The sequence below is a fragment of the Bacillus salacetis genome, from assembly GCF_003581585.1.
Classification (GTDB): domain Bacteria; phylum Bacillota; class Bacilli; order Bacillales; family Bacillaceae_B; genus Rossellomorea; species Rossellomorea salacetis.
In genome coordinates, this window is record NZ_QXIR01000044.1 from 1 (window position 1) to 12,188 (window position 12,188).

The window sequence follows — 12,188 nt, forward strand, 5'->3', positions numbered from 1 at the left end:
GTTTTCTGTTAAGTATTTTTGCTCAATCTGTAATGGTAAGGGAAACAAAATATAACAGCAAAAGCAAGAAGCCGATCGTAACCATTATCTCGACGCTCATTTTACTCCTCCTCTATACAAGTTCTTTTAATATAGTACCATATTACCGAATTAATATCCTTCATAAAATTTTCGAAACCTTTTTGACCTTTTAACCGTCTATATATGTATAATGAAAAAGAGAAATACATATAGAAAGGAAGAATTCCTGATGTCTAACTGGATGAGGAAATCGTTTGTCGTCCTGATATCGATCCTAACATTCGGATTGGTCACTCCTTCGCAGGCATTTCTTAATGAAAATGAGAATTTAAATAAATCTGACAGCAAGGCGGCCTCCAGCCTTCACAGCCAGACAGAGGCGGCAGAAGCTGCGGAAGAAGTTGAAATTGATCACGGGCTTTTTGTTCAGCAGATGCTTACAGAGGCTGAGAATCAGGCATATATCAAATTTGGCAGAAAGATCAAACCTGTAATAGAAGATGAATTTCAGTCCATTATCCTGCCGAAAATTCAAGCGGCCATTGAAGAGACAACAAAGAAATTTAATGGAAATGAGCTTTCTTTCCTGACGATTTCCGAAGTGCCGGAATACGCTAAAAGTGAGAAGATCTTTCATATTTATGATGAGCGCAGCGGGGAAGATATCATTAGATTCCATGTCAGAAGGGATCACCCTCCCCTAGACGGTTACTATTTTAATTTTCACTATCACACCAGTCTTGATAACTTCCAGGAACATCACAGCCTGGGGGATATCTACTGGGATAAAAATGTGCCTCCGCAATGGAGCAGCCTTTCATAGAATGATAGAAAACAAGGATGATCACATCCTTGTTTTTTTACTTCTCAAAACTATTTTAAAATATTGATAAAAAGCCGTAAAACATCCAATTAATTGTATTTTTCTAAAAACTAACAAAATAACATTATTGTAATATATGTTATGATAGTTTCATAGAGGTAATAAACAAGATCTATAAATATCATGCAGCGGAAGGGTGACAGTCTTATGTATCCCAAAATTTCATTACTTGTCACTGCTATCTGTGCAGGAGTCTTTTTCATTTTTCAGAATATATCTCCTGATTATCCAGGAGTACTACTCGAAGATGCTCCTATCAAAAATGATCTAACATTACAATCCAGCATTCTTGAAGATATAATATTATTGCCCAGGGATACTTATGATGAGGATGAGGCCAGGTTGATCATCTACCGTCTCGATCACCTGCCTGCTGAGCTTCTTCACCAGGTGAAAGCTGAAGGGATAATGGTTCGATTATTTCAGGACAATTTAACAAATTTCCCTACGACTCAACACTTGAAAGGAATCACTCCGAGAGGGTACACTAATACAGAAAGAACATGGGATGAAGTTCCCGGTATAGGGGGTTCCCAGCTTGTTTTGGTTAAAATTGGACATAGCGAAAAAGGTGCGGGCCATGGATCAGTCAATTTGGAGCTCCATGAATTGGCTCACAGCATTGATCGATATGTTCTTGATGAAATTTATCATAAAATGAAATTTACTCTTGTTTGGAAACAGGAAGCCAATTTTCTATTCCAGGAAGAAGACTATTTTTTGAATTACAAAGAAGAGTATTTCGCTGAAACATTTGCTATGTATTTCTTGAACATGAAAACCAAAAAAGAATTGAAAGAAAAAGCGCCGGCAACATACCAGTTCTTCAAAGAATTGGAATCTATGTAAAAGGGGAACGACATGAAACAATACCTTAAATTATGTGAACATGTTTTAGAGAATGGGATAGAAAAGGGAGATCGTACCGGCACAGGAACAATCAGCACTTTTGGTTATCAAATGCGCTTTGATTTAAGTGAAGGCTTCCCGTTGCTGACCACAAAGAAGCTGCACGTGAAATCCATCATTCATGAATTGCTGTGGTTCTTGAACGGAGACACCAATATTAAATATCTGCAGGACAATGGTGTACGGATTTGGAATGAATGGGCGGACGAAACAGGGGATTTAGGCCCGGTATATGGTAAGCAGTGGCGTTCCTGGCAGGGAGCCGATGGAGAAACCATCGATCAAATTTCCGAGCTGATTGAGAACATTAAGAAAAATCCTGATTCTAGAAGGTTGATCGTTAATGCATGGAATGTTCCTGAGATTGACAAAATGGCGCTTCCTCCATGTCACTGTCTATTCCAGTTCTATGTGGCAGATGGCAAGTTGTCCTGCCAGTTGTACCAGCGCTCTGCTGATGTATTCCTTGGAGTGCCATTCAATATCGCATCTTATGCTTTATTGACGATGATGATTGCAAATGTTTGTGACTTGGAGCCTGGAGAATTCGTACACACATTTGGAGATGTTCACATCTATCAAAATCATCTTGAACAGGTTAAGCTTCAACTGACGAGAGAGCCACGCAAGCTCCCTTCCATCCGCATTAACAAGGACGTGAAGGATATCTTCAGTTACAGCTACGATGATTTCACACTTGAAGATTACGATCCGCACCCTCATATTAAAGGAGTGGTAAGTGTATGATATCTTTTATTTGGGCAATGGACGAAAATGGAGTTATTGGATACGAAAACAAGCTTCCTTGGAGAATCCCGGAAGACCTGAAATTTTTTAAAGAGAAGACCATGGGCCACCCGATCGTGATGGGCAGAAAGACATTTGAATCAATCGGGAAACCGCTGCCTGGCAGGGAAAACATCGTTCTGACGAGGGATGTTTCTTATGAAGCAGAGGGCTGCATTGTTTATCATGAGATAGAGGATGTCCTCCATTATGCTGAAGAAAAGGAAGTAGAAGTCATGGTTACCGGCGGAGCTGAAATCTTCAAGAAATTCATTCCGTTTGCTGACAAGCTCTACGTTACCAGGATTTATGAAACATTTGAAGGCGATACTTTTTTTCCTGAATTGGACTGGGACGACTATCAACTGATTTCCACTCAGCAGGGAATTGAAAACGAGCAGAATCCATATCACTATGTTTTTGAAATTTATGAGAAGAAATCATAACCAATCAAGCTGGCAGGCCTGTTACAGGTCTGCTTTTTCGCGTTTCGGTAAAAATGTATACAAAGAAAAAGATCGTTTTCCGTATGAAAAAGCTATAATTATAGAGAAGGTTAATTGAAAGGGGTTCAAGGATGTTCCGATTCGTCTATGTATTGTTGTTTATGGTCTCATATCTCATTTATAGCATTCCAAACCTGACAAGAATGAAAAAGCTTTCCCAGCATGGTTCAGTAGAGGAGATGGATGTCATCAGGCATTCGATGGCAAAAAAGTGGGCAAAAGGAATCATTGTCCGGACAGGAACGACGGTTGGTATAACAGGTGAAACCAATATCCCGGCTGGCCCCGTCTTATTTGTTTCCAATCATGAAGGAGATTTTGATATACCAGTTCTATTGGGATATATAGAAAAGCCATTTGGATTTCTTTCTAAAGTTGAAGTTCAAAAGGTTCCCGTCATAAGCCAGTGGATGACGATAATGAATTGTGTCTTTGTTGACAGGAAAGATAAACGCCAGGCAGTCCTTTCTATAAAGGAGTGTATTGCCAAACTAAAGAATGGCCATTCCCTGGTTGTGTTTCCCGAGGGAACAAGGAATAAAGGGAAAGGGATGCATCCCTTTAAAACAGGTGCCTTCAGGGTTGCTCTTGAAGCAAGGGTCCCAATTGTGCCCATTCAATTAAGGGGAACGGCAGACATCTTTGAAAATCAAACAACAGGGTTGAAACCAGCTTATGTAATGATCGATATCCTGCCTCCTGTTGTGCATGAGGAATATCAAGGAAAAACCCCCAGGGAATTGGCGGACTATATCCAGGAGATTATAACAGGCAGGACAATTAACAAGGCGTCTTGATGAAGGTTTGCCACGCTTCCGGTGTTCAGGCATAGTGATAATTCAGATATAAATAAGGGCCACATGCCATGGTACAGAGACAATCATCCTGTTCATTACTCTCAAGTCTTCATTTCCAAATGATTATTTTCTCAGTGTGCTTTCACTGGTTTAACCTCTTAGACACGGGGAATATAGACACTGTAACAATTATTCAAAAGGAGATGAGAGAGAATGGAACACAATACAAATGACAGCAAGATGGGTAACAAAGTGGATGATCGTCTTTCAAGCATGTCAGAGGATAAAAAAGAAGACATTCTGTCCAACTTCGAGAGTTTTAAATCTTACTTAGGTGATAAGGTCGATAAAGCGGATAAGTTAGGATTGAATGAAGAGCAAAAGGCTAGAGCAGCACAAAAAGTCGGCGATTATCTGGCAAAACATGAAGAACCGAAAAACCGTGAAGAGAAACTATTGTATGAACTATGGAAAGCAGGAGACAAAGAAGAGCAGCACATGCTTTCTCACATGCTTGTGAAGCTGGTGTCCTGATGAAAGAAAAAAGAAGCTCTTTGTGGACAGCATTTCTGTCCTCAGAGGGCTTCTTTTTATACATAGAATAGTACACAGAAATACATGAAGGAACTGCCGGCCAGAACAAATACATGCCAGATGGCGTGATTAAAGGGCAATTTGTTCCATACATAGAAAAAGGCTCCGATGGAATAGAAAATCCCGCCCATTAGCAGCAGTGTAAATCCTGAGGGACTCAAGATTTCGTATAGAGGTTTAATGGCTATAACAATCAGCCAACCCATTAATAAATAAACGAGTGTTGAAATGATTTGATACTTATCCACAAAGTAACATTTGAAGACGATCCCAGCGATTGCCAAAGCCCAAATGATCCCAAAAATCGTCCATCCTAAAGGGGTCCGAAAGCTGACTAACATAAACGGTGTATAAGTACCGGCAATCAGCAGATAAATCGCTGAATGGTCCAGGATGGCAAACAGCTTCTTTAGTTTGGACGGCCTGCAGCTGTGAAGCATTGTAGAAAACAGGTATAGGAGGAGCATGGAGACCCCGAAAATCGTATAGCTTACAACATGCCATGCAGTTCCTTTTTCAACTGCTGCCAAAATCAGCATCACCAGTGCCGGAATACTTAGGAGGAAACCGATTCCATGAGTGATGGCATTCGCAATTTCCTCTTTCCAATTTGTATAATCAAAGGCCAATCAATTGCACCTCCTTCTTCATTATTGTTTTATCATAATATGGGGCTCGAAATATGGCAAATAATAGAGGGCCTGCCTCAATTATAATTCGCGGGCAATAATATTTTCCATCCAGGCCAATCCTTGTGCGTACTCGGTTTGAGAGGAGAAAAGCATTGGATTGAGATGCGTCTTATACCAGGCATGCAGTTCTTCTGCAGTATTAAAGACCTCACCGCTTGTATCACTCTTCCGGATTGTATAAATTCCATTCTCAGGATCGATTGTGACCACCACAGGTGATTCACTATCCAAAGCTTCAAGTTCAAAGTCCATTGATCGCACACTCCCCTTGCAATAGTAGGTCTTTTCATTAAATTCTTATATAATATGTGTTATATATTTAAATAAATACAATTGTCATTCACAATAAGTTGAAGGGAAGGGGTAATCTTGTGCGGAAGATTTACACTGACAGTGCCTATTGAAGAGTTGGTTGAACAGTTTCTCATTGATGAAGTTGTCGATGAGTGGGCACCCCGGTTCAATGTGGCGCCGTCCCAGATCGTATTATCATTGATTTCAAGTAAAGGAAAGAGAAGGGCCGGTCCTATACAATGGGGGCTTATCCCTTTCTGGGTTAAGAATCCGGGGAAGTGGAAGCCTCTTATTAATGCAAGAAGTGAATCATTGGAAGAAAAGGCCAGTTTCAAGCATCTTCTGAACAAACGAAGAACAGTCATTTTGGCTGACAGTTTCTATGAATGGGAAAGAAAGGATGGAAAGAAGCACCCACATCGTTTTATGCTAAAGAACAAAGAACCCTTCGCTTTTGCAGGACTATGGGACAGGCAGGAGAATGAAGATTCATCTATTGTATCATCGGCAATCCTGACAACAGCTGCAAATGACCTGGTCAGACCGGTTCATGACCGTATGCCTGTCATCCTTAAGGGGGAGGATGATATCAACAGGTGGCTGTCGACAGGAGAGTACTCATTTAGTGAAGTGAAACACCTGTTAGAGCCAATGCCTGCTGAAGAAATGACTGTTTATAAGGTTTCGGATAGTGTGAATTCACCAAGGAATGATTTCAGATCATGTGTGGAACCAATGCAGAATTTGTCATAAGAAAATTTGATGGATCATGAACATTACAGCCTTTTTTTGTGAACTTTAGGGTATAATAATAGTATAAACGGGTGAAAAAGAGGATTGATATTTTGTTACTAAAAAGCCTTGAGTTCAAAAATTGTTATGGACAGAAGGTAAGGATCTCAGACATTCCAGTTATGGCCCAGGATAACCCGCTTTACTTTAAAGTCAGCAGAAGGCTTCAGTTGTTCATGATGGAAATTGATCGAAATCCAAAGAAAAAAGTATTCAGTTTCCGTGATCATTTAAAAAAGCATCTGAAGTGGCCTGAATACCAAAGTATCTATCATACCGTAGAATTAAAGAATAATGCATAAGCTGTTTTGGAACCGGAGCACAGCCAAGAGCTGCTGCTTCTTTTTTGTACATATTTATTGTAGTATCAGCGGTTCCTTTTGCGGCCGTAAGTCATGGCTTTCGGCCGCAACGGAATCTTTGAACAGCTTTGCTTATGCTTGGGACCAAGGTTTTATTCCCTTAAAAGAACGTTTCCTTTCCTGCTCACCGGGGTTTTGGTGTTGATTTACCAGGATAGGATTTGAAATTTATATTGAATAGTAACAAAACTTACGAAAAGAGCGTTATTAAAAGTGTCCTTTTTATGAATAAATTAATAAGATTAAACTCTTATGTGAAAAAATCTTTGGCTTGTACTTGAAATCATTTTTAAACGTTTGCATAACAAGGTATAATACAAGCATATGTAAACAAGGATGTGTGGAAATGACAGAAATTAAAATCGTAACAGACTCAACTGTCGATCTTTCAAAGGATGAGATTGAAAAGTATGGAATCCATGTCGTGCCTCTTTCCATTTCTATTGAAGGGGAAACGTATCTTGACAGAGTCGATATAACGCCGAAGGAGTTTCTGGAGAAGATGAAGGACTCCAGTGAACTTCCTAAGAGTTCTCAGCCCCCTGCAGGGGAGTTTGTCCAATTGTATGATGAACTGGGCAGCGATGGAAGCACTGTGCTTTCTATACATATGACGGGAAATATGAGCGGTACAGTAAGATCTGCCGAAACTGCTGCTGAAATGAGCACTTCGAATGTAAAAGTGATAGATTCCCGGTTTATATCAAAAGCTCTATCATTTCAAGTGATAGAAGCAGCTAAAATGGCTGCAGATGGAAAATCACTGGAAGACATCCTCGCAAAACTGGATCACATTAGAAGTGAAACGAACCTTTTTGTAGTCGTCGATACACTCGAAAATTTGGTTAAAGGCGGAAGGATCGGTAAAGGAAGGGCCCTGATCGGTTCACTTCTCAATATTAAGCCGATAGCCTCTTTGGCGGGTGGAGAATATACACCAGTCACGAAGGTCAGAAGCCATTCTCAAGTGGTTAAGTACTTGGCTGCCCAGTTTGTGGAGGATGTAAAGGGCAAAACGATCCGTGGTGTTGGTTTGGTTCATGCAGATGGATTGGACCTTGCACAGAAATTAAGGAGCAGGATTATTGAGTTAACGGGATTTGACGCAATCGAAATAGAAGAAACTACGCCGATCATTAGTACCCACACAGGAGCTGGGGCAATCGGATTCATGTATTACACTGAATAAAGAAAAGGAAGGGTCCGGACGGATCCTTCCTTTTCTTTATTCCTGATCAATTTGTGAATACACCCATCCACTTATCAACTGCGGATCTCCCGCGCCTGCAGGCAGCATGGGATGAATTCCAGAAAATCTGGAATACCGGGTGGCGCGAAGTATAGATAAGATTGACTGATGGATGGTTATGACTTGGGAAAAAGTCAGTTTGTCCTGCCCGGTATAATCCACCCGGATCTTACCGTTTGCCGGTTGTTGATGTTGAAGCACATCGATTGGCTCGTGGCATTTTTTTCCTTGAAAATACAGCCGCCTATGAATAACACAACTCCTGACAGACTAACAATATATAAAGATAGGTCTTTTCCAAAACCTTGCTGCTGTATATGCAAAAGAGCTGCGTTCCTGAAGTGAAATTGGAATTTCTGATATGGCCGGGTAAGATACTGCTTCAGAAATTTTTTCCTCTCAGTATTTGTTGGGGAAGGATCAGTCGCAACATCACTTTCCTCATTTATTAAAAGCAACACAAAAAGGTTCTGGGATACTGGCAATCTCTTATGTTGAAATTCATCAAGTTCAGAAGGTAATGAAAGAACACAGCATACAAGTCGGGAGTGAATTTCTATGGCGGGAAAAAAGGTGTTGTTGTTTTCTGATTTCGGAGTCGATGACGTGATTGCCCTCCTTTATGCTTACTACACGGAAGAAATTGAAATAGTAGGAGTAGTCGCTGACTATGGAAATGTTTCCAAACAGTCAGCACTGAAGAATGTGGAGTATCTGCAAGCATTGACTGGTGAAATAAGGCCGGTCGTAGGCGGTGCTGTTTCTCCCCTTACCGGCGAACCGCCTCAATACTTTCCCGAAATCCATGGGGTTGCAGGGCTGGGGCCAATTGTCCCGGATAATTATGCAGCAAATGAATCCTTGCTCGAAAACTTTCATGAAGTGAGGGATATAATCACAAAGTATCAGCATGATATAACGATCTACAGTGCAGGGAGGCTTACTTCCTTGGCGGCAGCTTTCATCCTCTATCCCGAAACTATGAAGCTTGTGAAAGATTTTTATCTCATGGGAGGTGCATTTGGAGTTCCCGGAAATATCACCCCGGCAGCAGAAGCCAATATTTACGGTGATCCTTATGCTGCTCATATTGTTCTGCAGCTTTCACCCAAGCCGACATACATTGTTCCTCTGGATGTAACAAAATATGCGATTTTCACTCCTGAAATGATAAATGATCTTGACATGTATTTTAAGCAGACAGGTGATAAGGCTGGAGCCATCATTAAGCCATTGGTCGATTATTACCAAAGTTTTTACAAGAAAACATATCCGAAAATCGCCGGGAGTCCTCTGCATGACCTTCTGGCGATTTGGGCGCTTAAGCCGGGGGCTGACATGGAGTTTGTCCAAGTCCCTGTAAAAATTGAAGTGAATATTGGATCCACATTTGGGCAGAGCACCGGCGATTTCAGGGACAGCAGCGAGAAGGAAAATTGGAAAGTTCATAATGTTGCTGTCAATTTTGATTATCGGGACTTTATCCAGGATGTGTTCAAGGCGTTTAAAAATCCGCCAAACCGTAAAGAATTATAGGTAGTCAAAAGGAAATAAGGCATGCTGAAAAGTGAAAAGGACGCATTTGAATTAACTCCCATGATATAATAGCAGTAAAATGAGAGGAGATGGTGCAAATGAGGAAACTACTCTTCTCTCTCTTTTTGATCCTATTTCTTATTTCTGGGTGTTCCGGTTCTGAATTCACTTCACATCCCGAATCGGCTCTTACCTTACTCGAAAAGGAACAGCCTCCAGCTGATTTCATTCCAAAAGACTTGAAAGTTGTATCCATAGGAGACTCATTGACTCAGGGTGTAGGCGACAGCACCAAAAGCGGAGGATATGTCCCTTATCTAAAGGAAAGCCTTGAAGGCCTGGATGCTGTCAAACAGGCTGAGTTTTCAAACTATGGAGTTAGAGGGAATCGGACTGATCAACTATTAAAAAGGTTGAAAAATGATGATATAAAAAGTGCCATCGAAGAATCTGATGTGGTGATCATCACGATTGGCGGCAACGATGTAATGAAGGTCTTTAAGGAAAATATTTATGATTTGAATCTGGCTGTATTTAATAATGAAATGGATAAATACGGAGACCGCCTTTATGAATTGTTGAAGCTCATCCGCTCTTATAACGCTGAGACAGGCATCGTATTGATAGGAATCTATAATCCCTTCAACACCTGGTTTTCAGAGATAAAAGAAGTCGATGAAATCATTTTGAATTGGAATAGGTTGAGTGAGGATGTACTGGAAGGATTTGGGCAGAGTGCCTTTATTTCAGTGAATGATATTTTTATTGAAGGGAAAGAGAGCCTTCTATTTGAGGAAGACTATTTTCACCCCAACGATGAAGGATACGAATTAATGGCAAAGAGGATGTTTGAGGAGTTGACAGAACGGGAAACGTTAGCAGAGTTAACTCAAAGTGAATTTATTGTCAGGGAAGAGGGGCTGGAATAATGAGAAACAGATGGAAGACAGGCTTTTTCACTCTTCTTGGACTTAACATTTTGGTGCTTCTGTTCGCAGCCGTTTTGTTGATGATCCCTATTGAAGATGATGAACTGCCTGGAGAAAACCTTGAAGAGAGAGAGAATGTCGCCTTCCAGATAAGGGCGTCAAAAAGCGATTTGAACCAAATGATCGATCATTATATTGAAGAAGAAGGGCTTAAAGGGCCTGTTGATTACTCGGTGGTCTTGAATGATAATGTAGAACTGAATGGGTCTGTTCCTGTCTTTACAAGCGAGATCAATTTTAAGATGACGTTTGAAGCCAAAGCGTTGGATAACGGAGACTTGCTTTTAAAGCAAAACTCCATTTCTGTAGGTGCTTTGAAGCTTCCCGTTTCACATGTATTAAAGATCATAAGAGATTCATACAACTTTCCAGAATGGGTCAAGATTCAGCCTGATGATGAATTGATTTATGTATCGCTGCAAAATCTGGAAATGAAGAGTGATTTGCAGGTTCGTGCAGAGACGTTCGATTTGAAGAATGATGACATTGTATTTGATATGCTTGTTCCGGTTGAATAAAAGGTTCGTTCCTGCTTCTACGAGGAGCATCCAGCAGGACGAACAGTATAGTTTCAAGAAAACCTGTCCCCTTGATTGTCTTTTCAAGACGATTATCGGGACAGGTTTTCTTATTTGTTTCAAGGTGTTCAGCCCTTGACCAGAAGTGCTTCGAGTTCCGGTGATTCACCGAGCAGACCTACTGCAAATATTGTATACACCTGGTTTGGTTGGAGGGTTACGTCAGGTACAGATAATACGGTGTCCTTGGTGCCGGCTGGCCTCACTTCAAGGTTCACCGTCATAGGAGTAAGCCCAAGGTAATCAGTCGCCTGCTTGAAGGACACCTTCGGGAAGATGACATCCCCTTTTGTTACAGCTATATCTACAGCAGGTGCATTTGGTGACAAATGGATGAATCTGACTTTCGTTTCCCCTGAGGGCACAAAAGGATCTGTTACATAAGGGAGGAGCTGAAGTTTACTGCCTCTTCCTGCTGCGGCAAGGGTATATATTTTCCCTTCTTCAACAGTTACTTTTTTGCTTATGACTGTACTTACACTGGTTCCTGCAGGGTAGATATCAATATGGTAGGACCCTGCTGGAAGAGGCATGAATCCACTGATATCCTTGAATGCGACGTCGCTCAATACCATATTTCCATTAACATACACGTCAACGTCCGGGGCATCAGGAACTGCATGCAGTACCCTGACCTGTGCGGGCCGGTCCTGCTGTCTGGTTCCCGTGCTGTTCAGGGCTTTTTGCATATACTTTATATGTTTTTGATAGTAATGAATGTGAAGGCCGGGATTGGAGTATTTGTAGAACATCGATAATAAATCATACATAGCAGCTTTTTGAAGATGGGCTTCTCTGTGATTCATAAGTCTCTCTCCTAATATTGAATTTTCTCCAATACACTATGCAATGATTTGAAAATTGGTGAAATCACCTATTCTAAAGAAGGGTGCTGCCGCATTGAGCGCAGCAACATTTACGTCAAGAGATTACAAGGGAAAATAAAGTACCTGCCTGAATTGCCTCATACTGAGTGGTATCCGCTAAGGTGTAACTTAATGACATACTGGGTTAATCGTTAGAAAGAGTTAAAAACTCTTCATTTACCTCACGCTGGCTGTTGTGCTTCCTGAATTTTAATTTTTTTCTGATAAAAACCTATTGCTTTATGTGGTAAAGTCATCCATAATTGAATCTATAATAATGAAAGCAGGTGATGTGTTATGAGTAATGCTGAATATCAATCTATCTCAATTTCTA

The 12,188-nt window shown here is 40.9% G+C and carries 17 protein-coding genes; 13 read left to right on the forward strand and 4 right to left on the reverse strand.

Translation table 11 applies throughout. The features are described 5' to 3' along the window. The 7 genes from D3H55_RS24770 to D3H55_RS21625 all read left to right on the forward strand — a co-directional run. The coding region (locus D3H55_RS24770) for a hypothetical protein (protein WP_205685517.1) at positions 1-194 on the forward strand (194 nt) is incomplete at its 5' end. A 56-nt stretch (positions 195-250) separates the two neighbouring features. Beyond that, on the forward strand, positions 251-844 hold the full coding sequence (locus tag D3H55_RS21600; protein ID WP_119549388.1) for a YpjP family protein: 594 nt from the start codon (positions 251-253) through the stop codon (positions 842-844). Between the two features lie 207 nt (positions 845-1,051). Beyond that, on the forward strand, positions 1,052-1,753 hold the full coding sequence (locus D3H55_RS21605) for an anthrax toxin lethal factor-related metalloendopeptidase (protein WP_119549389.1): 702 nt from the start codon (positions 1,052-1,054) through the stop codon (positions 1,751-1,753). A gap of 12 nt (positions 1,754-1,765) precedes the next feature. Continuing rightward, positions 1,766-2,560 carry a thymidylate synthase gene (locus D3H55_RS21610; protein WP_119549390.1) on the forward strand — a complete coding sequence of 265 codons (795 nt, stop codon included), beginning with the start codon at positions 1,766-1,768 and terminating at the stop codon, positions 2,558-2,560. Next, entirely contained in the window at positions 2,557-3,045 is a 489-nt protein-coding gene (locus D3H55_RS21615) for a dihydrofolate reductase (RefSeq protein WP_119549391.1), read from the forward strand. The genes D3H55_RS21610 and D3H55_RS21615 overlap by 4 nt, the downstream gene beginning before the upstream one ends. 131 nt (positions 3,046-3,176) lie before the next feature. After that, positions 3,177-3,902 carry a lysophospholipid acyltransferase family protein gene (locus tag D3H55_RS21620; protein ID WP_240628743.1) on the forward strand — a complete coding sequence of 242 codons (726 nt, stop codon included), beginning with the start codon at positions 3,177-3,179 and terminating at the stop codon, positions 3,900-3,902. A gap of 213 nt (positions 3,903-4,115) precedes the next feature. Continuing rightward, a complete protein-coding gene (locus D3H55_RS21625) occupies positions 4,116-4,436 on the forward strand; it encodes a DUF3243 domain-containing protein (RefSeq protein ID WP_119549392.1) in 321 nt (106 codons plus the stop codon). Positions 4,437-4,492: 56 nt separating this feature from the next. Here the strand turns inward: D3H55_RS21625 and trhA are convergent, their stop codons facing one another. After that, entirely contained in the window at positions 4,493-5,125 is a 633-nt protein-coding gene (trhA, locus tag D3H55_RS21630) for a PAQR family membrane homeostasis protein TrhA (protein WP_119549393.1), read from the reverse strand. An 81-nt stretch (positions 5,126-5,206) separates the two neighbouring features. Then, positions 5,207-5,440 (reverse strand): hypothetical protein, encoded by a 234-nt coding sequence (locus D3H55_RS21635; protein WP_119549394.1) that lies wholly within the window; start codon positions 5,438-5,440, stop codon positions 5,207-5,209. Between the two features lie 117 nt (positions 5,441-5,557). Between D3H55_RS21635 and D3H55_RS21640 the strand changes: the two genes are divergently transcribed. From D3H55_RS21640 to D3H55_RS21650, 3 genes are all read left to right on the forward strand, one after another. Beyond that, a complete protein-coding gene (locus tag D3H55_RS21640) occupies positions 5,558-6,235 on the forward strand; it encodes an SOS response-associated peptidase (protein WP_276310260.1) in 678 nt (225 codons plus the stop codon). A gap of 92 nt (positions 6,236-6,327) precedes the next feature. Continuing rightward, positions 6,328-6,576 (forward strand): DUF2535 family protein, encoded by a 249-nt coding sequence (locus tag D3H55_RS21645; protein WP_119549396.1) that lies wholly within the window; start codon positions 6,328-6,330, stop codon positions 6,574-6,576. A 406-nt stretch (positions 6,577-6,982) separates the two neighbouring features. Then, the gene (locus D3H55_RS21650; RefSeq protein WP_119549397.1) at positions 6,983-7,825 is read left to right on the forward strand and encodes a DegV family protein; all 843 of its coding nucleotides are present in this window, start codon (positions 6,983-6,985) and stop codon (positions 7,823-7,825) included. A 36-nt stretch (positions 7,826-7,861) separates the two neighbouring features. On the opposite strand, the gene D3H55_RS23895 is transcribed toward D3H55_RS21650, so the two are convergent. Then, positions 7,862-8,086: a hypothetical protein gene (locus D3H55_RS23895; RefSeq protein ID WP_136035775.1), complete on the reverse strand. Its 225-nt coding sequence runs from the start codon at positions 8,084-8,086 to the stop codon at positions 7,862-7,864. A gap of 357 nt (positions 8,087-8,443) precedes the next feature. Here D3H55_RS23895 and D3H55_RS21660 point away from each other — a divergent pair, with 357 nt between their 5' ends. From D3H55_RS21660 to D3H55_RS21670, 3 genes are all read left to right on the forward strand, one after another. Then, positions 8,444-9,421 (forward strand): nucleoside hydrolase, encoded by a 978-nt coding sequence (locus D3H55_RS21660; protein ID WP_119549399.1) that lies wholly within the window; start codon positions 8,444-8,446, stop codon positions 9,419-9,421. Positions 9,422-9,519: 98 nt separating this feature from the next. Then, positions 9,520-10,350 carry an SGNH/GDSL hydrolase family protein gene (locus D3H55_RS21665; protein WP_240628746.1) on the forward strand — a complete coding sequence of 277 codons (831 nt, stop codon included), beginning with the start codon at positions 9,520-9,522 and terminating at the stop codon, positions 10,348-10,350. After that, positions 10,350-10,928 (forward strand): YpmS family protein, encoded by a 579-nt coding sequence (locus D3H55_RS21670; protein WP_119549401.1) that lies wholly within the window; start codon positions 10,350-10,352, stop codon positions 10,926-10,928. The genes D3H55_RS21665 and D3H55_RS21670 overlap by 1 nt, the downstream gene beginning before the upstream one ends. A gap of 128 nt (positions 10,929-11,056) precedes the next feature. On the opposite strand, the gene D3H55_RS21675 is transcribed toward D3H55_RS21670, so the two are convergent. Next, complete coding sequence (locus D3H55_RS21675) at positions 11,057-11,794, reverse strand: DUF4397 domain-containing protein (RefSeq protein WP_168413214.1); 738 nt, start codon at positions 11,792-11,794, stop codon at positions 11,057-11,059. Positions 11,795-12,188 lie beyond the last annotated feature (394 nt).